The organism is Kitasatospora sp. NPDC059599, from assembly GCF_042735125.1.
In the GTDB taxonomy this organism is placed as follows: domain Bacteria; phylum Actinomycetota; class Actinomycetes; order Streptomycetales; family Streptomycetaceae; genus Kitasatospora.
Genome location: NZ_JBHWCL010000072.1, coordinates 23,715 through 45,331, shown reverse-complemented (window position 1 = coordinate 45,331; position 21,617 = coordinate 23,715). Strand labels below are relative to the sequence as shown.

General features: G+C 71.3%; 19 protein-coding genes and 1 pseudogene. 5 read left to right on the top strand and 15 right to left on the bottom strand.

Annotated features, from left to right (window positions below; translation table 11 throughout):
- Window positions 1-52: 52 nt before the first annotated feature.
- Window positions 53-685: a DUF4360 domain-containing protein gene (locus ACFV04_RS24240; protein WP_380532115.1), complete on the bottom strand. Its 633-nt coding sequence runs from the start codon at window positions 683-685 to the stop codon at window positions 53-55.
- Window positions 686-1,104: 419 nt separating this feature from the next.
- Between ACFV04_RS24240 and dnaE the strand changes: the two genes are divergently transcribed.
- Entirely contained in the window at window positions 1,105-4,668 is a 3,564-nt protein-coding gene (gene dnaE, locus ACFV04_RS24235; RefSeq protein ID WP_380532112.1) for a DNA polymerase III subunit alpha, read from the top strand.
- A 142-nt stretch (window positions 4,669-4,810) separates the two neighbouring features.
- Here the strand turns inward: dnaE and ACFV04_RS24230 are convergent, their stop codons facing one another.
- From ACFV04_RS24230 to ACFV04_RS24190, 9 genes are all read right to left on the bottom strand, one after another.
- Window positions 4,811-5,350, bottom strand: a complete 540-nt coding sequence (locus tag ACFV04_RS24230) for a hypothetical protein (RefSeq protein ID WP_380532109.1) — start codon at window positions 5,348-5,350, stop codon at window positions 4,811-4,813.
- Between the two features lie 4 nt (window positions 5,351-5,354).
- The gene (locus ACFV04_RS24225; RefSeq protein WP_380532106.1) at window positions 5,355-6,218 is read right to left on the bottom strand and encodes a Crystal protein ET79; all 864 of its coding nucleotides are present in this window, start codon (window positions 6,216-6,218) and stop codon (window positions 5,355-5,357) included.
- Window positions 6,219-6,401: 183 nt separating this feature from the next.
- Window positions 6,402-7,229 carry a tyrosinase family protein gene (locus ACFV04_RS24220; RefSeq protein ID WP_380335676.1) on the bottom strand — a complete coding sequence of 276 codons (828 nt, stop codon included), beginning with the start codon at window positions 7,227-7,229 and terminating at the stop codon, window positions 6,402-6,404.
- Between the two features lie 50 nt (window positions 7,230-7,279).
- A complete protein-coding gene (locus ACFV04_RS24215) occupies window positions 7,280-7,672 on the bottom strand; it encodes a tyrosinase cofactor (RefSeq protein ID WP_380335679.1) in 393 nt (130 codons plus the stop codon).
- A gap of 389 nt (window positions 7,673-8,061) precedes the next feature.
- Window positions 8,062-8,733, bottom strand: a complete 672-nt coding sequence (locus ACFV04_RS24210; RefSeq protein ID WP_380532102.1) for a cysteine hydrolase family protein — start codon at window positions 8,731-8,733, stop codon at window positions 8,062-8,064.
- Window positions 8,734-8,831: 98 nt separating this feature from the next.
- Entirely contained in the window at window positions 8,832-9,452 is a 621-nt protein-coding gene (locus ACFV04_RS24205) for a TetR family transcriptional regulator (RefSeq protein WP_380532099.1), read from the bottom strand.
- A gap of 292 nt (window positions 9,453-9,744) precedes the next feature.
- Window positions 9,745-11,265: an FAD-dependent monooxygenase gene (locus ACFV04_RS24200; protein ID WP_380532096.1), complete on the bottom strand. Its 1,521-nt coding sequence runs from the start codon at window positions 11,263-11,265 to the stop codon at window positions 9,745-9,747.
- A 54-nt stretch (window positions 11,266-11,319) separates the two neighbouring features.
- Window positions 11,320-12,018 carry a TetR/AcrR family transcriptional regulator gene (locus ACFV04_RS24195; protein WP_380532093.1) on the bottom strand — a complete coding sequence of 233 codons (699 nt, stop codon included), beginning with the start codon at window positions 12,016-12,018 and terminating at the stop codon, window positions 11,320-11,322.
- Between the two features lie 533 nt (window positions 12,019-12,551).
- A complete protein-coding gene (locus ACFV04_RS24190) occupies window positions 12,552-13,442 on the bottom strand; it encodes a LysR family transcriptional regulator (RefSeq protein ID WP_380335691.1) in 891 nt (296 codons plus the stop codon).
- Between the two features lie 121 nt (window positions 13,443-13,563).
- Between ACFV04_RS24190 and ACFV04_RS24185 the strand changes: the two genes are divergently transcribed.
- From ACFV04_RS24185 to ACFV04_RS24170, 4 genes are all read left to right on the top strand, one after another.
- Window positions 13,564-14,757 carry an MFS transporter gene (locus ACFV04_RS24185; protein ID WP_380532090.1) on the top strand — a complete coding sequence of 398 codons (1,194 nt, stop codon included), beginning with the start codon at window positions 13,564-13,566 and terminating at the stop codon, window positions 14,755-14,757.
- Between the two features lie 63 nt (window positions 14,758-14,820).
- Window positions 14,821-15,675: an SDR family NAD(P)-dependent oxidoreductase gene (locus ACFV04_RS24180; RefSeq protein WP_380532086.1), complete on the top strand. Its 855-nt coding sequence runs from the start codon at window positions 14,821-14,823 to the stop codon at window positions 15,673-15,675.
- 44 nt (window positions 15,676-15,719) lie between these two features.
- The gene (locus ACFV04_RS24175; protein ID WP_380335699.1) at window positions 15,720-16,130 is read left to right on the top strand and encodes a nuclear transport factor 2 family protein; all 411 of its coding nucleotides are present in this window, start codon (window positions 15,720-15,722) and stop codon (window positions 16,128-16,130) included.
- Between the two features lie 475 nt (window positions 16,131-16,605).
- Complete coding sequence (locus ACFV04_RS24170; RefSeq protein ID WP_380532082.1) at window positions 16,606-17,472, top strand: NAD-dependent epimerase/dehydratase family protein; 867 nt, start codon at window positions 16,606-16,608, stop codon at window positions 17,470-17,472.
- On the opposite strand, the gene ACFV04_RS24165 is transcribed toward ACFV04_RS24170, so the two are convergent.
- From ACFV04_RS24165 to ACFV04_RS24145, 5 genes and pseudogenes are all read right to left on the bottom strand, one after another.
- Complete coding sequence (locus ACFV04_RS24165) at window positions 17,469-17,906, bottom strand: MurR/RpiR family transcriptional regulator (protein ID WP_380532079.1); 438 nt, start codon at window positions 17,904-17,906, stop codon at window positions 17,469-17,471. The two genes, ACFV04_RS24170 and ACFV04_RS24165, sit on opposite strands and share 4 nt — an antisense overlap.
- Window positions 17,907-18,215: 309 nt before the next feature.
- Window positions 18,216-18,932, bottom strand: coding sequence for a flavodoxin family protein (locus ACFV04_RS24160; RefSeq protein WP_380335709.1), 717 nt, complete (start codon window positions 18,930-18,932; stop codon window positions 18,216-18,218).
- Window positions 18,933-19,204: 272 nt separating this feature from the next.
- Window positions 19,205-19,798 (bottom strand): annotated as a pseudogene (locus ACFV04_RS24155) (cytochrome b/b6 domain-containing protein); the annotation flags it as partial.
- Window positions 19,782-20,495, bottom strand: a complete 714-nt coding sequence (locus ACFV04_RS24150) for a molybdopterin-dependent oxidoreductase (RefSeq protein ID WP_380532075.1) — start codon at window positions 20,493-20,495, stop codon at window positions 19,782-19,784. The pseudogene ACFV04_RS24155 and the gene ACFV04_RS24150, both read right to left, overlap by 17 nt.
- A gap of 147 nt (window positions 20,496-20,642) precedes the next feature.
- Window positions 20,643-21,440, bottom strand: a complete 798-nt coding sequence (locus ACFV04_RS24145) for a class I SAM-dependent methyltransferase (protein WP_380532072.1) — start codon at window positions 21,438-21,440, stop codon at window positions 20,643-20,645.
- Window positions 21,441-21,617 lie beyond the last annotated feature (177 nt).

The window sequence follows — 21,617 nt, the reverse complement described above, 5'->3', positions numbered from 1 at the left end:
CGGCAGGGCGGCCGTTCGCCCGGTCACCCCCACCGATCGCGGCGCCGGGAGGTCAGTGACACCGCTTCCAGGCGAGGCGGTACACGGTCTTGATGCTGCCGTCCGTCGAGTCCATCTCCAGGAAGCTGGTGGCGCCCGGGCTCGACGTTCCGGCCTCGACCCGCAGTTCCGTGTCGATGTCGAGGTTGCGCGCCTGCCCGCAGGGGGCGAAGACCCGGGCGGCGACGTCCACCGTGTCCGTCTCCTGCCAGTCGTTGGTGAACCCGCCCTCGAAGTGATGGATCGATTCGGTGGTGCGGGCGCTGCCCTGGAAGTGGTAGCTCGCCCGCTGGGTCCCGGACGCACCGGGTGCCAGCGACGCGAAGCCGCGGTAGGTGGCGGACACGACCGCGTAGGTGTAGCCACCGGGGACGTGCACGAGAAGGCCGAGCTGACAGTTCTTCCGGGAGTCGGTCGGCGCCGTCCCGGGCCCCACCTTGGCGGTGTAGTTGCTGTAGGTGACGGTGAAGGCGGTGTTGTCCGGGGAGACGGACACGGCGGCCGTCCCCGCCGGGCAGCCGGACCCGTTGACCGCCACGCTGTCGATGACGATCGGGGTCGGCGGCGGGCCCGGATGGCTGCCGAGGCCCGATGAGCCGAACAACGATGCGGCGACACCAGTCGCGGCCAGCGCGCGGAGCACCATGGGATTCCCTTCCGTCGTCCACGGACCCGGGGCGGGCGTCGCGTTCGGGCCCGACCCCGGATTTCACGGGGGCATCGCATCACACGTTGCGCCCCCGCACACAGAAGGTGACGCCCCGGTCACTCGGACGGCCTTCGGGATTGCAGCCCGGCCGTACCCACGCGTCCCGGCCGTCCGCTCCGGCCCGACGGTGGCCCGCCGACCCGCGGGCACACGTGTGTCACCACCGGCGGTTCAGCGAGGTGCGGGTCGCGCTCCCGGTCGCCGGTGGTCTGGCCCGCCCGGTCAACGCCCCGTCCAGGAGGTGGGAGAGAATCGTCAAGGTCCCGGCCCCGAAGGCCCGGCACCGGCGTGTCGTCCGGGCCGACCCACTAGCCTGGGCCGCTTGCCAGCCCGAGCCCCCCGAGGAGCACAGCGCCGTGTCCGACAGCTTCGCGCACCTGCACGTCCACACCGAGTACTCGATGCTGGACGGGGCGGCGAAGAACGGCAAGCTGTTCGCCGAGGCGGAGAGACAGGGCATGCCCGCCATCGCGATGAGCGACCACGGCAACATGTTCGGCGCGTACGAGTTCTTCCACGCGGCGGCGAAGACCGGGGTGAAGCCGATCATCGGCATCGAGGCGTACGTCGCACCGGCCTCGCGCTTCCTGAAGAAGCAGGTGTTCTGGTCGCCCGGCGGCCAGCGCCCGAGCGGCGCCGACGGCGAGGGCGGCAAGGACGTCTCCGGCGGCGGCCGCTACACCCACATGACCATGTGGGCGCAGAACGCCACCGGTCTGCGGAACCTCTTCAAGCTCTCCTCGCTCGCGTCGATGGAGGGCTACTACATGAAGCCCCGGATGGACCGCGAGCTGATCGCCGCCAACGCGACCGGCATCATCGCCACCACCGGCTGCCCCTCCGGCGAGGTGCAGACCCGGCTGCGGCTGGGGCAGTACGACGAGGCGGTCAGGGCGGCCGGCGCCTACCAGGACATCTTCGGCAGGGAGAACTACTTCCTGGAGCTGATGGACCACGGCCTCTCCATCGAGAGGGACGTCCGCGAGGACCTCCTCCGGCTGGCCAAGCAGCTGAACATCCCGCTGCTGGCCACCAACGACTCGCACTACGTGACCGCCGACCAGGCGGACGCCCACGACAGCCTGCTCTGCGTCGGCGTGGGCAAGAACAAGGACGACCCGAACCGCTTCAAGTTCAACGGCTCCGGTTACTACGTGAAGACCGCCGAGGAGATGCGCGAGCTCTTCCGCGAACTGCCGGAGGCCTGCGACAACACGCTGGCGATCGCCGAGCGGGTCGAGTCGTACGAGGAGGTCTTCACCTACGTCGACCGGATGCCGCAGTTCGACGTGCCCGAGGGAGAGACCCAGGCCTCGTACCTGCGCAAGAAGATCGAGGTCGGGCTGCAGCACCGCTACGGGGACAGCCCGAGCCAGGAGGTGCTGGACCGGATCGAGCTGGAGATGGGCGTGATCACCCCGATGGGGTTCGACGCCTACTTCCTCGTGGTCGCCGACATCTGCCAGTACGGGCGGGACAACGGCATCCCGGTCGGGCCGGGCCGCGGTTCGGCGGCCGGCTCGATGGTCGCCTACCTGACCGGCATCACCCAGCTGGACCCGCTGGAACACGACCTGCTGTTCGAGCGCTTCCTCAACCCGGAGCGCATCAACCCCCCGGACGTCGACATCGACTTCGACGACCGCCAGCGCGACCAGATGGTCCGCTACGTGACCGAGAAGTACGGCGCCGCGTACACGGCCCAGGTGAACACCTTCGGCACGATCAAGGCCAAGGCCGCCGTGAAGGACGCCAACCGCATCCTCGGCTACCCGTTCTCGATGGGCGACCGGATCACCAAGGCGATGCCCCCGGACGTCATGGGCAAGGGCGTCCCGCTCGCCGACCTCTTCGACGAGAAGCACGCCCGCTACAACGAGGGCACCGAGATCCGGGCGCTCTACCAGAACGAGCCCGACGTCAAGAAGATCATCGACACCGGGCGGGGCATCGAGGGCCTGATCCGCGGCACCGGTGTGCACGCCGCCGCCGTCATCCTGTCCTCCACCCCACTGCTCGACCTGATCCCGCTGCACATGCGGGACAAGGACGGCGTGATCATCACCGGCTTCGACTACCCGTCCTGCGAAGCCATGGGCCTGATCAAGATGGACTTCCTGGGTCTGCGGAACCTGGGCATCATCGACCACTGCATCAAGATCGTGAAGGCCAACCGGGGCATCGACGTCGACATCGAGAAGATCCCGATCGACGACCCCACCACCTACCAGCTGCTGGCCCGCGGCGACACCCTGGGCGTGTTCCAGCTCGACGGCGGCCCCATGCGCGCCCTGCTCAAGCTGATGAAGCCCACCGAGTTCGCCGACATCTCCGCCGTCTCCGCGCTGTACCGGCCCGGCCCGATGGGCATGAACTCGCACACCAACTACGCGCTGCGCAAGAACGCCCAGCAGGAGATCGTCCCGATCCACCCCGAGCTGGAGGAACCGCTCAAGGACGTCCTCGGCCCCACCTACGGCCTGATCGTCTACCAGGAGCAGGTCCAGCGAGCCGCCCAGGTGCTGGCCGGCTACTCGCTCGGCCAGGCCGACCTGCTGCGCCGCGCGATGGGCAAGAAGAAGAAGGAGGTGCTGGAGAAGGAGTTCGTGCCCTTCCACGCGGGCTGCAAGGAGCGCGGCTACTCCGACGCGGCGATCCAGGCGGTGTGGGACGTCCTGGTCCCGTTCGCCGGCTACGCGTTCAACAAGTCGCACTCCGCCGCGTACGGCCTGGTCTCGTACCAGACCGCCTACCTCAAGGCCAACTACCCGGCCGAGTACATGGCCGCGCTGCTCACCTCCGTCGCCGACGACAAGGACAAGATGGCCGTCTACCTGGCCGAGTGCCGGCAGATGGGCATCAAGATCCTCTCCCCCGACGTCAACGAGTCGGTGGTCGACTTCACCGCTGTCGGCAGTGACGTCCGCTTCGGCCTCAAGGCGGTGCGCAACGTGGGCGTGCCGGTGATCGAGTCCCTGGTGCGCACCCGCGGGGAACAGGGCAAGTACACCTCCTTCGCCGACTTCCTCGACAAGGTCGAGCTGGTGGTCTGCAACAAGCGCACCGTCGACTCCCTGGTCAAGGCGGGCGCCTTCGACTCGCTCGGCCACACCCGGCTCTCGCTCAGCACCGTCCACGAGAGCGCCATCGACGCCGTCACCGGGGTGAAGAAGCAACAGGCCATCGGCCAGGACGACCTGTTCGGCGCCCTCGACACCGGCGACGACGGACCGGGCATCGGACTGGACTTCCAGCTCAGCGAGAACGAGTGGCCCCGGCGCCAACTCCTCGCCCTGGAACGCGAGATGCTCGGCCTCTACGTCTCCAGCCACCCGCTCGACGGCGCCGAGCACATCCTCTCCCAGAACCGCGACACCTCGATCGCCGAACTCCTCGGCTCCGGCCGCTCCGAGGGCGAGGTCCGCCTCTCCGGCCTGATCACCGGCGTCGACCGGCGCATCAACAAGGCGGGCAACGCCTGGGCGATCATCACCCTCGCCGACCGCGACGGCTCGGTCGAGGTGCTGTTCTTCCCCGCCACCTACAACCTGATGGCCGAGCAGATGATCGAGGACAACGTGGTCTCGGTCCGCGGCCGCCTCAACGAGCGCGACGGCTCACTGAGCGTCTTCGGCCAGGAGATCACCACCCTCGACGTCTCCTCCGCCGAACTCGGCACCAAGCCACCCGTCCACATCACCGTCCCCGCCTCCCGGATCACCCCCGACGTCGTGGCCGAACTCAAGCTCGCCCTCCAGGCCCACCCCGGCGACGTGCCCATCCGGCTGCTCACCACCAACTGGGACAAGAACACCCTCTACGAGCTCGGCTTCCTGGTGAACCCCGACAACGGCCTGGCCTCGGACATCAAGACCCTCCTCGGCAACCGCGCCTGGGCGGGCGCGGCCATCAGGTCCTGAGCCCCGCCGCGGCGCCCGTAGCCGGCCCACCGGCGTTCGGCGTCGAGGGCCGGGGAACGGGCGTACGTGCTCCCGGAGGACGTCCCGGGAACGCACGGGTGCCCCCGACCGCGTGGCGCGGTCGGGGGCGGCGGGAGATCCGCTACGCGTGGGCGTTGACGAGGTACCAGTAGTAGATGCCGGTGGCCATGACGGCGGCGTTCGCGGCGTTCAGCGCGAGGTAGCGGCCGGTGGCCCGGTTCTGGAGCGCGACGGAGCCGCTGGGGCCGGCGACGGCCGTCCAGCCGAACGCGTCACCGTTGCCCCAGTTCGCCTCCACGGCCCCGTTGTCGTCCTGGAGGCTGCCGTGGAACTCGGCGTTCTCGAGCCCGACGACGCCGCCGCTGACCCGGGCGGTCCACAGGGCGTGGCTGTACTGCTGCGCCCCGTACCAGAGCCTGCTGGTCTGGGCGACGATGTCGTTCCAGCCGTTCTCGCCCAGCCACTGGTCGGGCGCCTGCTGCGGTGCGAGGACGTAGGACTGGCCGTCGTCGATGTTCGCCTGCGCGACGGCGGCCCGGACGGCGGGCGGCGCAGGGGCGGCAACGGCCTCGGCCGTGGCCACCGGCACCAGGGTCAGGGCGGCGACGGCGGCCGCGGTCAGGGCCTTGAAGCCCGGGCGGGTACGGAGGAGACCTCGCATCGGATCAGCCCTTCTGCACGGTGAAGGTGACGAAGGCGTTGTCGCCGCTCCCGCCGTCCTGGCTGCAGGTGTAGCCCTGGGGGACGGTGCAGCTGTACTTGTTGCTGCCGACGTACGGGTTGTCCCACCAGATCTCGACGTTGCCCACGTTGAACATGTTGTAGACGGCCCTGCCCTCGGTCCCGGTCATGAGGCCGTTGGACTCCGACTGCCAGCGGCCGTTGTCCATCGGGAACACCCGGTCCTGCGGCAACAGGTTCTCGCTCCAGGTGCCGTGGTCCAGCACGGCGGAGGTGCGCTCCAGCACGCTCGGCGTGCGGTTCTGCAGCGTCACGAAGGTGCTCCTGACCGCCGAGGCGACGGCGGGGGCCTGCTCGGCCTGGCGGTCGGCGGCCACACTGGCCGGGGCACCGCCGATGGTGAAGGCGACCGAGGCGTTGTCGCCCTTGCCACCGGTCCAGCTGCACGTGTAGCCACCGGGAACGGTGCAGCTGTAGCTGTTGCTGCCGGCGAACGGGTTGTCCCAGTGGATCACCGCCTCGCCGGTGCGCAGCTGGTACCGCACCTCGCCCTCGGTCCCGGTCATGAAGCCGGAGGACTCCGAGCTCCACGAGACCGTGTCGGCGGCCTTGATGGCGTCCGGCGGGGTCACGCTGCCCCAGACGCCGTGTGACAGCGAGGTGTAGTTCCGATAGATCACGTCCTTGGTGCCGTTGTAGAGCGACACGTCGGTGCTGCGCGCCGCCTGCGCCACCGCCGGTCCCTGGGCCGCTTGCCGACCGTCGGCGGCCGAGGCCGCGGGGGCGGCGGAGAGCAGCAGCGCGCCGACGGCCACCGAGCCGAGCACTGCCTTCTTGATCGTGTTCACGGAGCGGATCCTCCTTGATCGGTGCTGCGCCGACCGGGTGGTCCGCGCTGAAGTCCACGGTGGCCGACCGTCATTGACGGTCCATAAGCATTCCGTTGAGCACCGCCGCCCGCTCCCGGCCGAGCCGGCACCGGGGGCCGGAGCGTCAACCACTGCTCCGGCCCCCGCCCCGCACCGGCCGGATCAGTACGCGCTGTCGTACGTGTAGAACTTGGTGTGGTCCAGCAGGTCGGCCGGGGTGACGTCGTTCCACGGCTTCATGGTGTCGTTCAGGGCGACCACGTTCCTGGTGCGGCGGACCGGCTGGTAGCCCTGGCCCGCGTGGCGGCTCTGCCAGCCGGCCCAGAGGCGGTCGATCATGCAGTGGTGCATCCAGAACACCGGGTCGTTGGGCGACATTCCGGTGCTCATGGTGCCGCCGACCCAGACGTGCACCCGGTTGTGCACGTTGACGCCCACCCAGCCCTCCAGGTTGTTGCGGAAACCGGTGCTGGAGCTGTTGAACGGCGCGGCGTCGTAGGTGTCGATCGCCAGCACGGCGTCCACGTCCGCCCTGGTCGGCAGGTCCTCTCCGCCCTGGCCCAGTTGGCGGACCAGGAAGTTGCGGGTGTCGGGCCTGACGGTGAGCGTCCAGTTGCCGGAGCCCTGCGCGAACGGGCCGGTGGTCACCCGGCCGTTGGTGCCGGTGCCGTCACCGCCGAGGAAGTCCGGGCCCCAGAGCGAGGAGTTCGGGGTGCGGTCGGTGGTCCAGTCCCAGTACGGGAGCGTGACGGTGGCGTCGATCGCCTGCAGTGCCCGCTCGAAGCGCAGCAGGAAACTGCGGTGCCAGGGCAGGAAGGACGGCGAGCGGTGGCCGGTGCGCTCGGTGGTGTCGTTGTCGCTCATGATGAAGTCGTTGTGCGTGCTGACGAACGCGTCGTACGCACCGCGGCGCTTGAGTTCCAGGACCGCGTTGACGAAGGCGCGCTTCTCGGCGGCCGTCAGGGTCGCCTGGCTCTTGCGGACTGCCATGGGAATTCCTTTGAGGGTGGTCTGTGCGGAGGCCGGAGTGCGGTCCGGAGTCAGGCGGCGAGCGGCGCCAGGTCGGCGCCGGCCAGGGAGTTGACGGCGGCCCGGACCAGCGCGCGCGGCGTGGTGAAGGTCTGGTAGTGGTTGATGACGCTGATCCAGGTGCCGTCCGCGTTGCGCATCACGTGCAGTTCGCGGCCGTCGATCAGCACCGCGTAGCCGCTCATCGCGTGGTGGCCCTCGCCGCGCATCGGCATGCCCTGGATGCGGCGGCCGCGGAAGACCTCGTCGAAGCTTTCGCCGCTCTGCGTGTCGGCGCCGCTGGCAGGTACCACGGCAGGGCCGGTGAGGCCCAGGACGACCGTGCCCGTGGCGACGGCCGTCGCGACGACGGCGCCTTGCAGCATCCGCCGGCGGGTGATTTCGGTGGTGGTGTCTTCGGACATGACTGTGCCCCCCAGATGGAGATGGTGAAGAACTTTCAGTGCCCCCCGTTCTTCGCGGACCGGTCGGCAACGGCGACTGCCGGACGCGTCGTCGGCGCTGGTCAGGGCGATCTACCGGCGATCGGCCCGCTCGAAATCATTCCTACCAGGCGTACGCGAACAACTCGGATGTGTGATCGGCCTGAGGGCCAGAAGTGATCATTTCAAGACGGTCGTGTGAAAGATGTTGCATCTTCTACAGAAGCCAGAGCTTCGGTTCGCTGTGAATCCTGCGCGCGGAAACCGAAGATCCTTCGCCCGGACGACCGCCGCACCGCAAGGCCTGCGGCCTTGACGCCCCTCTTGTGACGGTCGTTACACGAACAGGATGGCGCGATGCCGACAGCCGCTCACGCACCTGCTTCGAGGCGGTCGATCGCGAGGAACTGCTGCGCGGCATCGAGTGCGGCGGCGAAGGAGGCGGCGTCGGTCTCGGCTCCGAAGTGGTGAATCACGTGTTCGCGGACGTGGTCCTGCTGGGCGCGGGTGAAGGCCGCGCAGGCGTCGTGGATGACGTGGGCGGTGTAGCCGCGGTCGTGCGCCTCGCGCAGGGTGGACTCGACGCACACGTGGGTGGCGAAGCCGCCCAGGTACAGGTCGGTGACGCCGAGGCGGCGCAGGATCAGGTCGAGGTCGGAGAACCCGGCGAAGGCGCTGGCGCCGGCGCGGCCACGCACGACCGTCTCGCCGGGGGCGGGCCGGAACGCCGCGGCGAACTCGGTGCCGGGGTCACCCTCGATCCAGGTGCCGGCCTTCGGGATCGCCGCGCGCAGGCCCAGGCGGGCCGGTGTCCAGCCCGCGAGTTCCGGGGCGCCAGGGGTGAGGACGAGCGGCACGTGCACGACGGGGACACCGTGGGCACGGGCGGCGGCCAGGGCGACGGCCGCGCCGCGGACGGCGGCGTCCAGCAGGTCGCGGTCCTCGACGAGGTGGTTGAGGCGGCCGTGCTCGGGGTCGAGCCACTCGCGCTGGAACTCGATCAGCACCAGGGCGGCGTTCGGGCGTGCGGAGGCGTGCGTCATGGGAGCTCCCGGTTCGGAAATTTCCAACTGGCGAGTTGGAGACTAGCGCGAAGAGACCCCATCTCCAACCAGCGAGTTGGAGATGGGGTCCGGGCGGATCAGGACTCCAGGCGGCGCACCAGCTCCACGACGACGGCCCGACGGCCGGCCGGGTCCTCACCAGCCGGGTCCTCACCGGTCGTCCCACCGAGGATCATGCGGGCGAGCTGCGGCACGGCGAACTGCCAGCCGGCCAGCGCCACGACCGCGAGCAGCAACTCCCCGGGCGGCAGCGGCACACCGACCCGCGCGGAGCCCTCCCCCTCCCGGCGCGCCCTGGCGACGGCGGCGACCTTCTCGGCGTAGTAGGCGGCACGCCGCTCCTCGCCCGCGACCGGAGCGTTCGCGTCGCCGTACAACGCCTCCCACTGCAGCAGGCGCAGCAGGTGCGGGTGGGCGAGGTGGTAGTCGAACACCCGGCCCGCGTACTCCGGGAGCTGCACCGGGCACCCATCCGCCCCCTCCATCGGCACGGCGGCGGCGAGCTGCTCCAGCTCGCGCTGCACCACGGCGTCGAAGAGCTGCCGCTTGCCGCCGAAGTACGGGTAGATGCGTTCCTTGTTGACCCCTGCCGCGGCCGCGATCCGGTCGATCCGCGCGCCCTCGGGCCCGTACGCGGCGAACTCGTCCACGGCGGCCTCCAGCAGGAGCCTCCTGGTCTTCGTGGTGTCCCATGCCATGCGACCAGGATACGAAGCATCCAACCCGCCAGTTGGCCATCAGGGGCGCCGACCACGAGCGCGGTGCCGGCAGGAATCCTGAACGGCTCCGCCGGAACCGACGACGCCGTAACGGCTCGCACACCGCGGCCCCCTCCGCACCGCCCGTACGGGGCGGGCGAAAGCGCCCTGGCCGGCCGGGAATCGGGGACGCGGCACGCGGCACACGGCACGCGGGAACCCGGCCCGGACGGTGGTCGACGACGCTGCCCGGACCGGACCAAGCCGGACCGGGCCGGACCGGACAGGGCCTCTAGGTATGCGGGTGGCCGAGCCAGCGGGTCGCGGCCCGCCGGAACGCTTCGGTGTCGGCGTGGTCGTCCGCCCACGCCACGATGCCGTCCGGCCGGATGAGCAGGGCGGTGAATCCGAGGTCGTTGCGCACCGGTCCGGCCGCGTAGTGGATCCGGCCCGCCCAGCCCTCCGCCGCGGTCTGCAGCGCACGGTCGCGGCCGAAGTCCAGGAGCACGCCCCGGCCCCGGCGCAGCAGTTCACCGAGGCGGGCGCCTTCCTGGAAGCGGAAGTCGGGGGCGCTCAGGCCGACGAGCGGCTGCTCGCCGCCCAGGTCGTAGCGGTCGAACAGTCCCGACGTCTGCCGGTACACGTGGGTGACCCCGCCGGGGGTGCTCAGCAGGTCGAGGACCAGCTTGCGCAGGGCGGGGGCGTTGGGGCCCGGCTTCATGGTGGCGACCTGGGCGCGGGACCAGTCGAGGACGGCGGCGCCGATGGGATGGCGCTCGTCGGTGTAGGTGTCGAGCAGGCCCTCGGGCGCGGTGCCGTGGACGGTGGCGGCGAGCTTCCAACCGAGGTTGACGGCGTCGCCCATGCCGAGGTTGAGGCCCTGGCCGCCAAGCGGCGAGTGGATGTGCGCGGCGTCACCGGCGAGCAGGACGCGGCCCTTCCGGTACCTGGTGGCCTGCATGGCACGGTCGGTGAAGCTGGAGGCCAGCTCGACGTCGGTCAGCGTCACGTCGGTGCCGGAGATGCGACGCAGGACCGCCTGGAGGTGTTCGCGGGTCAGCGGCTGGGAGCGGTCGAAGGTGCCGCCGTCGAAGTCGTTCATGCCCAGATGGCCCTCGAAGGACGTGCGCAGGTACATGCCGGTCGGCGTCAGGTTGAAGCCGAGCGGCAGCTGCCGGGGGTCGGCGAAGGTGACCTTGGCGACGTAGCCGGTGAACAGCGGGTCGGTGCCGACGAAGTCGAAGCCCACGAGTTCGCGCACCGCGCTGCGCCCGCCGTCGCAGCCCACCAGCCAGCGCCCCCGGTACTGCTGTCCGCCGGCGGTGGCGGTGACACCGTCGGCGTCCTGCGTCACGGCGGTGACGGGAGCACCCCGGACGATCTCCACGCCGAGCGAGGCGGCCCACCGGGTGAGCACCGTCGAGACGGCCTCCAGGCTCGTCATGAACCCTGCCATCGCCGGACCGGGCAGCCGGAACGGCAGAGCGGACGCGTCGATGCCACCCGCGTCCAGGCCCATGCCCGCGAAGTGGGACACGTCGCGGGGAGCGGGCGCTTCACTGGCGTCGGGGTCCGCACCGACCTCCTTCCGGTCGGCGCCGGAGGCCTCCACCATCGCTTCCAGCAGGCCGCGGCGGTGGAACGTCTCGGCCGAGCCGGCGTTCAGGCCCCGCATGCCGAACGGCAGCGCCTTCAGCGGCGAGGTGAGGTCCCGGTCCCGTTCGAGGATCAGGACCGAGCAGCCGGACAGGGCCAGTTCGCCGGCCAGGAACAGGCCGACCGGGCCGCCACCCGCGATGACCACGTCATGCATGAGAGATTTCCCTTCACAGAAGTCCAGTCGGCTGCCCGGCCCGGTGCAGCGGGGTCAGCGCAGGCGGGTGAGGCCGTCGAGGACGACGGCGATACCGGTGAGGAACTGCTCGCGGTCGTCGTGCTCCCTGATCTGGCCGACGATGGCGTGCAGGAACGGGTGGGACTCGGCGTCGAGTTCCTGCCACGCCCGCGAGGTCGCGTCGAAGAGCTCCTCGCGGTCGGCTTCGGGGTCGATGCCCGAGGTGTCCCCCTCGACGCGGGCGTTCTGACTGATCGCGCCGAGGATGTAGTGCACGAGCGTCGAGGCGGCGTCGAACCATCGGGCCTGCGGGACGCCCAGGGCGCCCACCTGCCGGCCGAGCCTTTCGAAGATGCCCACCGTCACCGGGCCGACGGGGTTGCGGACGATCTGGAGGATCAACCGCGTGGCGAGCCAGTGGTGTTCGGCGATGGCGTCGAACAGGGCCAGGGCGACGACGCGGATCTCGTCCGCGGGCGTGGCCTGTGCCCCGGCGGGCCTGGTCGCCAGAGCCGCGGTGATGACGGTCTCCGTCGCCGCGTCCAGCAGTTCGTCCCGGTTGCCGACGTGGTAGTAGATCGCCCCTGACCCGGTGGCCAGGCGATCGGTCATCGCCCGGACGGTCAGGGCGCCCTCGCCACCGGCATCGAGAAGGCCGATCGCGGCGTCGATGATCTGCTCCCGGGAGAGCACCTGGTTACGCCGCTGGGTCCGGCGCGCTCGTGTTGGCATGGTCCGAATATGACACAGTTGGAGCGATGCTCCAACTTGGAGCGTTGAACCAATGCGGCGCGCCGCTCCATCATGGAGCCGCACCAAGTCCCGGACACGGTAGGCGGATTCACCCGTCGACCCGGTCCGTTACCAGGTGACGGGCAGGCCGAACGTGTTGGACACCGTGACGTGACCGGCGAGCAGCAACAACTCGCAGACACTTCGCGAACAGTTCCCGACCACGAGAGGTGACACCGTGCCGGAGCACTACGTACAGCGGCCTGTTGCGCCGAGGAGGATCCTCGGCGCACTGGTCCTGACCCTCCTCGCCCTGGTGGGCGCGACGAGCACCGCCACCGCCCGGGCTCGCGCGCTCGGGCTCACCCCCATGTCGGGGCGGTGGCGGACGGGGACGCCGGCACGCAGCGGCGCAGCGGTGTTCGGGGGTTCCCTCAGCCCCCGAAGGACGGCCCGGTGCACCGTCCTCCGGTGCCGTGACCGTATTCGCTCAGAGTGCTGCCGGAGCGCCGGCGATCCGCGCACGGGTGCGCTCAGAAGTGCAGCGCGCCGATGTCGCGGACGGTCCGGGCGAGGGCCCGGACGAGCTCGTTCTCGGTGTCGCGGCGCCACACCAGGGCGTAGGGAATCGTCCCCATCTCGGGAAGGGGGACGAACTGCACGTGGGACATGGACCAGTAGCGGGTGACGTGGGACGGGAAGGGGTGGACGATCTCGCCGGTGATGACGAGATTGATCAGCTCATCGGCGTTGGTGGCCGACTCGACGCGTTCGATCACCTTGCCGCGGGGCGTGTAGAACGACAGGTAGCTGTCCTCCCACTGGTCGGGCATCGCGGGGGGCATGGCATGGCCGAAGTCGCCCAGCGCCTCGACCGGGATCTCGGATCGTCCGGCGAGTGCGTGGTCCGCGGCGACGGCGAGCACGCGGGGGTCGTGGAAGAGGACCGGGCCGATGGTGAGATCGGGCTCGTCCACCGGTAGCCAGGTCACGAAGACGTCCATGTCGCCGTCGCGGAGCCGCTCGAACGGTTCGACGTAGGGCGCCCTGCGTATCTGCAGCTCCCACTCGGGGTGGCGGGAGCGGAACCCCTCCCAGTAGTGGTGCAGGTCGGGCACGTTGAAGGGCATCATGCCGACCCGCAGACGGGCGGTCCTGCCGCGGGCGGCCAACCGGGCACGTTCGAGGCTGTCCCGCAGGTCCGCATGGACCGGCCGCAGATCGGCGCACAGCTGTCGGCCGAGCGGGGTCAGGCGGATCTGGCGGCGGTTGGAGCGGTCGAACAGCAGACCGCCGATCTGCCGCTCCTGACGGGCGATCACCTGGCTGACCCGCGCCTGGGTGAGGTGCAGCCGGGCGGCCGCCCGGCCGAAGTGCAGCTCCTCCGCCAAGGTCAGAAACAACTCGATGTCGCGTATGTCCATCCGCCGCCGAACCCCCGCCATAAGCCTGATTTATCGGATCCTACTGATCTTGGGCGTTGATGGCTTCCGCGATCGACTGAAGGATCGTCAACAGACCCACCCCCCAACGGACCGGAGTGCCATGACCGTCGTCGACACCGAGAAGTCACCCACCACATCGGACGGCGACCGGGTGCCTCTCACGAGCTGGCTCGCCGTCGCCACCATGGCGGTCGGGACGTTCGCACTGGTGACGGTCGAATCACTGCCGGTGGGACTGCTTCCCCTCGTCGGAGGATCGCTCCACGTCTCCGAGGGCACCGCAGGCCTGATGGTCACCGTCCCCGGCCTGGTCGCCTCCGTCACGGCGCCGCTGCTTCCGGTGGCCATCGGACGGCTCGACCGGCGGGTCGCGCTGATCGGCCTGATCACCCTGATGGTCCTGGCCAACGGACTGTCCGCCGTGGCACCCGACTTCACCGTCCTGCTGGGCGCGCGCTTCCTCGTCGGGATCAGCATCGGCGGCTTCTGGTCGCTCGCCGCCGGGCTCGCCGTACGGCTGGTCCCGGACCGGTTCGTCCCCCGGGCCGTCTCGCTGGTCTTCGGCGGCGCGACGGCGGCCAACGTCCTCGGCGTACCGGCCGGAACGCTGATCGGCGGTCTCGCGGACTGGCGCACCGCGTTCCTGGCCGCGGGCGCACTGGGCCTCCTCGTGCTGGTGGGCCTGCTCCTCCTGCTGCCTTCGATGCCCGCCCGACAGGTCGTCCAACTGCGCACACTGCCGGAGCAGTTCCGCCACCCCGTGGTACGCGCCGGCGTCATCGCCACGTTCCTCCTGGTCGGCGGCCACTTCGCGGCCTTCACCTTCGTCAGCCCGATCCTGCGGACCGTCTCGGGGATCGACGAGGGCGCGATCGGCCCGCTCCTGCTCGGCTTCGGCGTCGCCGGCATCCTCGGCAACTTCCTCGCCGGTGCGGCTGCGGAGCGGAACGTCCGTGCGACCATCGTCACCGTCAGCGTCCTGCTCACCGCGGTCCTCGCGGTCTTTCCCCTCGCCGGCCGCACCCCGGTCGGCGGGACCCTGCTGCTGATGGGATGGGGACTGGCCTTCGGCGGCGTGCCCGTCGGCGTCCAGACGTGGATCCTCAAGGCCGCGCCCGACTCGGCCGAGGCGGCCACCGCCCTGAACACCTCCGTCTACAACCTGGCCATCGCCCTCGGGGCCCTGCTCGGAGGAATCGTCGCCACCGACCTCAGCACGAGCGGTGTCCTGACGACCGGGGCCCTCCTCACCCTCCTCACCACCCTCGCCGTGCGGAGCGCACGCCGAGCCTGACCAGCGTGCCGGGGCCGCCCGGCCACCCGACACCCCACCATCTCCCGGACAGGAGCACCGCCCGTGCCCGCCCCAGCCAAACCCACCAGCCGCGTCTGGTTCATCACCGGCGCCAGCCGCGGTCTCGGCCGCGCCTTCGCCCGGGCAGCCCTGACGGCCGGCGACCGCATCGTGGTCGCCGCCCGCACCACGACCGCGCTGCACGAGCTCGCGAGCACCCACCCCGGCCAGGTCCTGCCCCTGACGCTGGACGTGACCGACCGGGACGCCGTGTTCGCCGCCGTCGCCGAGGCCGTCGGCCACTTCGGGCGGCTCGACATCGTCGTCAACAACGCCGGCATGCTCTCGATGGGAATGGTCGAGGAGTTCACCGAAGCCGAGGCACGCGCCCAGCTGGACGTCAACTTCTTCGGCGCCCTCTGGGTGAGCCAGGCCGTCATGCCCGTGCTGCGCGAACAGGGATCCGGCCACCTCGTGCAGGTCTCCAGCATCGCCGCCCTGGGCGGCTTCCCCAGCACCGGCCTCTACAGCGCCAGCAAGTTCGCCCTGGAAGGCCTCAGCGAGGCCATCGCCGCGGAGGCCGCCGCCTTCGGGGCCAAGGTGAGCATCCTCCAGCCCGGCGGCTACTGGACCGACCTCTACACCGCGATGCGCAGCACCAGCCCCCTGGAGGCGTACGCGCCGCTGCGGGAGAAGCTGGCCGAGCAGTTCGCCGAAGGTTCCGTCGACAGCGACCCGCAACTCGCCGCGACCGCGCTTCTCACCCTGGTCGACAGCGACGAGCCGCCGCTGCGCCTCCTCCTCGGCAGCATGGTCTACGACCTCGCCTTCGACATCGCCCGCACCCGCATGGACACCTGGGCGGCCTGGGAACACGTCAGCCGCGCCGCGGAACACGCGATCAACGGTCCGGTCTGACGGACCGGGCAGAGGCCCGGCCTGACGGGCCGGGAAGAGGAAGCATGTCGTTCCGCACCACGGCCGAGGTCGTCCACCGCTTCAATCGCGCCTTCCTCCATCACGACGCCTCGCTGCTCGCCGACCTACTCGCCGACGACTGCGTGATGGAGGCGAAACAGCCGGCCCCCGACGGGGCCCGCTACGAAGGCCGCGCCGCGTGCCTGGAGTTGTGCCGGGCACTCGCCGAGGACCGCACCAGGCAGTACGAGCCGGAGGCCGTCGTCATCACCGGTGAGCGGGCGACGGTCCGCTGGCGGTGCCGCTTCGGCGACGGCCCGGCCGACACGGTCCGCGGCGTGACGCTCACACTCGTCCGGGACGGCTTGATCGTCGAGTCCCTCGGCTACGGCAAGACCTCGGACGGCAGTCGACCGGTCGAGGCCGGAATCCATGAACACCATCGGGAGTCATGACGTGCGTGTGTTGTTGGTGGCGTACGGTTCGCGCGGGGACGTCGAGCCGATGCCCGGACTCGGCACGGCCCTTGGCCCCCGGCACCCGGTCACGGGCGAGGGACCTGGCCGCCACGATCCGCACCGACGGGGCAACGGTGGCCGCGAAGCTGCTGCTCGACGTCGCCGGCCCGCAGGAGCCGCCCGTCGCCGGGTGAACCGTGCGCCCGGCCGGATCCCCGCTGACCGACGCCTCGTCCGGCCGTGACACCGGCCGCCACCCGGGCCCCGCCCGTCCGGAGGTACGCGCAGCCCGTCCAGGCGATCGCCGCCCGCCGGGGCTCCTCCGGCGTCACCGTGCTGCGCACCGGCGAAGCGGCAGGCCGTACGGCTCGCTGAAGTCGCCTGGTCACCCCTGCGGGTGCCCCTGTTGCTGTCCCTGTTGTTGCCCTTGTTGTCGTCCCCGTTGTCGAGGACTCGAAGAAAAGGAACAGACGTGAAGGTACTGGTGCTGGGTTCCACCGGTTACATCGGGTCCGCCGTGACGCGGCGGCTCACGGCGGAGGGCCACCAGGTGGTCCACTTCGTCAAGGACGCCGGACGACTGGGGCCCGACGTGGCGTCGCGCGTGGGCGACCTGGCCGACCCGGCCTCGCTGCGAGCCGCCGTCACCGACGACATCGACGCCGTGCTGAACCTCGCCACGCCGACCGGCGACGAGACGGTGGACGCGGCGGCCGTGGACGCGCTGACCGAGCGGCTGCGCGGCACGGGAAGGGCATTCGTGTACACCAGCGGTGTGTGGGTGCTCGGCGCCACCGGGGACACCGCGGTCGGCGAGGACGCCGCCACGGACGCGATCGCCATCGTCGGCTACCGCCCGCGCATCGAGCAGCGCGTCCTGGCGAGCGCCGCCGAGGACGTGCGCGCCGTAGTGCTGCGGCCCGGCATCGTGTACGGCCACGGCGGCGGCATCCCCGGCCTGATGACCGGCTGGGCGAAGGAGCACGGCACCGGCCGGTACGTCGGCTCGCCGGCCACCCGCTGGCCGATGGTCCACGTCGACGACCTCGCCGAACTGTTCGTGCTGGCCCTGACCAAGGCCGAGGAGGGAAGCGTGCTGCACGGCGTGGCCCACGAGGGGGTGCCGGTCGCCGCGCTCGCCGCGGCCGTCGACATCGCCGCCGGTGGCACCGGCCGGGCCGAGCCGTGGCCGCTGGAGCAGGCCGCCGAGGCCGTGGGCGCCCCGTTCGCCGAGGCCCTGGCGCTGAACCAGGTCGTGTCCGGGCGCCGCGCCGTCACCGACCTGGGCTGGCGGCCCCGCCACCCGTACGTCCTGACCGAGCTGGCGGAGCCGGCCTAGCCGGCCGGGGGCGATCGGCTGATCGGCCGGGGAGTCCACCGGCAGGCCGAGCGCGCGCAGCCGGTAGGCGAAGTCCAGCGCCACGGCGCCGGACAGCCCAGTGCCGACCAGAAGTACCGGGAGGCGTCGTTCAGCAGCTCGGCGGCTGCACGCAGGTCGTCGGGGCCGAGCGTGGCGGTGAGGCCTTCCAGGGCCGCCCGGGCGGCGCGCAGGGTGTCGACGAGCGCCCCGGCAGCCGGGTCGTCAGGGTCCGCGGCCGGCTGCTCGGGGGGAGAGGCCGGGGCGTGCAGGACGGCGGCGATCTTCAGCTCCTGGAAGCCGCGGAAACCGAGCCGCCGGCAGGCCCGCACCACCGAGGAGGGCGCCGCCCCGGCCGGCGACGCCACGTCGCTGACGCTCAGGTGCACCAGTTCGGCGCCCCGGTCCAGCACCACTTGGGCAACCCTCGCCTCGGTGCCGCCAGCTCGCCGAGCCTGGCCCGGATCTGCTAACGGCGGCGTTCACCGTCCTCGGCGGGATCGCCGTCCTGGAACTCGCCCGGCCCTGAACCCCGGCACCCGAGCCGGGGCGCAGGTCACAGGGGCCCGGACCAGGGACCTCAGACGGCGTCGCCCACCACGTACTCGCGGGCGCGTGCGCCCACACGACTGTTCCGCCCCGTCCCGCTGACCACCCGAATGAGGCTCCACCGGACGATGGGAGGGGCAGCCAGAACGCCGTCCACTGCCTGCTTCACACAGCCTTCAGCGGTGTTCGGGGTTGTCGGAGTCGAAGCGGCAGCCGGCGTCCCACTCGGAGCGCTGGTTGCCGTGGGCGGGGATGCCGCCGGCGTCCTTGAGCATCCGGGCGAGGTGGAGCTGGTTCCAGGTCATGAAGGTGGTGTTGCGGTTGGTGAAGTCGTTGCCCGGACCGCCCGAGCCCTCGTCCAGGTAGGACGGGCCGGGGCCGGCCTCCCCCACCCAGCCTGCGTCGGCCTGCGGCGGGACGGTGTAGCCCAGGTGCTGCAGGCTGTAGAGGACGTTCATCGCGCAGTGCTTGGCGCCGTCCTCGTTGCCGGTGATGAGACAGCCCCCGACCCGGCCGTAGTAGGCGTACTGGCCTTGGGAGTTGAGGATCGAGGAGCACGCGTAGAGCCGCTCGATGACCTTCTTCATCACGGAGGAGTTGTCTCCCAGCCACACGGGTCCGGCCAGCGTGAGGATGTCGGCGGACATGACCTGGGAGTAGATGACCGGCCACTCGTCGGTCTCCCATCCGTGTTCGGTCATGTCGGGCCAGACACCGGTCGCGATGTCGAGATCCACTGCCCGCAGCACCTCGACCTCGACGCCCTGGCGTTTCAGGATGCCGGTGCTGACGTCGATGAGGCCCTGGGTGTGGCTGCGTTCCGGGGAGCGCTTGAGGGTGCAGTTGATGACCAGGGCACGCAGGTCGGCGTACGACGTCGATGGGTCCGGCACGGATTTCTCCCGGGGTTCGGCGGGGAGGCCGGGCGGGTCACGGCTCCCGGCCCAGCTCACCAGGGCGGCGTGGCGGGCGCACGTGGGGATGGGCCGGTCGGGGCGGGACGCCGTCGTTCGCCGGCGGATCAGACGGGCCGGGCTCGTTCGGGTGGCTCCGATGACGTCGGTGGTTGCGGTGACGTCGGTGGTTCCGATGTTCCCGGCGGTTCCGGTGTTCCCGGCGGTTCCGGCGGTGCCGGCGCCCCGGCGGGTTCTGCCGGGGCGGGCTCGGGCTGCCAGTGCGGGTGCTCGCGTTCGGCCCACTGGCGGTCGACCAGGCCGGTGCGCATGCCCAGCCGTGACTCACGGTCCCCCATCGCCATCCGGATGTGCCCGGCGGTCACGGTGGCGATGGCCAGCGCGAACCAGTCGTGGACGAAGGTGGCTCCGGTCCGCCAGGCCGGCGGTGAGAGGTGGGTGAGCCACATCAGCAGGCCGGTGCCCAGGATGACCAGCATCGATCCGAGCGTCCACTGCGCGTACAACTTCTGGCCGGCGTTGAACTTGCCTGCGGGGCGGACCGCCAGGCGGGTGCGGACGGCGCGCAGCCAGGTCCGGTCCGCGGGGGTGAAGCGGCTCAGGCGGGACGCGTCCGCCCGGAGGGCCCGGGTGGTGAGGCCGAGCAGCAGCGGGACGGGCAGCGCCAGGCCGCACCAGACGTGGACGGTGGCCAGGAGGCGTCGGCGTCCGATCAGTTCGGCGAGCGGCGCGAGGTAGAGGCAGGCCGCGGTGGCCAGGCACACGAGCATCAGGGTGGCGGTGGTGCGGTGGACCCAGCGCTCGGCGCGGGTGAACCGGAGGACGAGGTCAGCCGGTCGGCGCATCGTCCCTCCCGTTGGAGCGGCCGACCCACGCGTCGATGTCGTAGCCGTTCCCCTCCCAGTAGCCGGGGCGGACGGCGTCGGTGACGGTGATGCCGGACAGCCACTTCGCCGACTTGTAGAAGTACATCGGCGCGACGTAGAGCCGCACCGGGCCGCCGTGGGCGTGCGTGATCGGGGCGTCCTGCAGTTTCAGTGCGATCAGGACGTCGTCACGCCGGGCCTGTTCCAGGGTGAGGCTCTCGGTGTACGCACCGTCGAAGCAGGTGAACTGCACCGCCCGCGCCCCGGGCCGGACTCCGGCTTCGTCCAGCAGGTGCGCGAGCGGCACGCCTTCGAACGGCGTGTCCGGGACGCGCCAGCCGGTCACGCACTGGACGTCCCGGACCAGCCGCCGCTGCGGCATCGTCCGGAGGTCGGCGAGCCGGTGGGTGGTCGGGCGCTCCACCAGGCCGTCGACCGTCAACGCGTAGGTGTCCGCGGTGCGGTCGGGCACCGAGGCGGCCACGGAGTAGTACCGGAAGCCGCCACCGCCGGGCAGCAGGCCGGTCAGCCCGGTCGGGTCACCGGCGGTGACGGCGTCCTGTGCCCGTTGGAGGTAGGGGCCGACGGCCACGCCGGCGGCGCCGAGCCCGAGCAGGCCGAGCACGACCCGCCGTCCCACCGGGGTGCCCCCTGGGGGTTCCGCAGTTCTGTCCACGTCCCCGATGAGACCAGCTCGGACGGGGTCGTGGCCAGTGCCGGGGGATTTTCGTCAGGTATCGGCGACCCCGGGGCCCGGAACGGCGACCACAGCCGCAACCGGGCCCGGCCGCCACCGGGCCCGGCCGCCACCCGCAGGCAGCCGTCAGCGGACGGCCCCGGCAGCCGGGGCGCGGCGGACGATCAGCATGTCCTGGGTGTGGCCGATGGCGTAGCCACCGTCGGGGCGGGCGAAGTGGTCCTGGACGTAGGCGGCGAGGGCGGCGCGGGACGGGCGGGGGTCGAGGGTGGCGAGGTCGGCGACGTTGACCATGAACTCGGCGACGTCGACGGCCTCGGCGAGGTGGGGCGTGCGGTAGTGGAGGCCGAGGGTCTCCAGGGCGACGGCGTCCCTCGGGCGCCGCGCGCGCAGGTCGGCGGCGAGGGGGCTCAGGTCGTAGCGGACGCCGGTGAAGTGGGCGGCCATCCGCATGCAGGGGCTCTCCGGGTTCTGCAGGACGACCAGGAGGGTGCCGCCGGGCGCCGTCCAGTCCAGGGCGCGGTCGACGGTGGCGGGCCAGTCCGCTTCGGGCACGTAGTAGAGCACGTGCGAGAGGTGGACGAGGTCGGCGGGCTCGGGCGGCCGCACCCGGTCGAGCCGGTCCGGGAGGACGATGGCGTCGGGGCAGGTGGTGCGGAGCTTCTCGCGCATGGCCTCGCTGGGCTCGACGGCGATCGTACGGTCGAAGGACCGGGCCAGGTGGGCGGTGGTGCGGCCGTCGCCGGCACCGAGGTCGAGCAGGACCCGGCGCCGCGGCAGGGCGTCGACGAGTTCGCTCAGCCGGGCGTGGGTGAGGGGCTTCTCGTCCGTGCCGGCGAGGAACAGTTCGAACGCCCGGCGGTAGTCGGCGCTCGCCACGTCCAGGACGCGGACCGGTTCGGCGTCCTTCGTCGTCGTCTCCACCGGGCGGCCTCCTCTGGCGTCGGGCTGGGCGCGCCCATTGCACCCGGTCCGGCGGCCGACCACATGCAGGGACGTTCCTGCCCGCGTGTCGCGGAGCGGCCGGGGCCGGAGGGTGGGTCTGCGGTTCCCTGGGAACGGCGTTCCCTTCCCCGGCCCGGCGCGCTCGCGAACGATCGA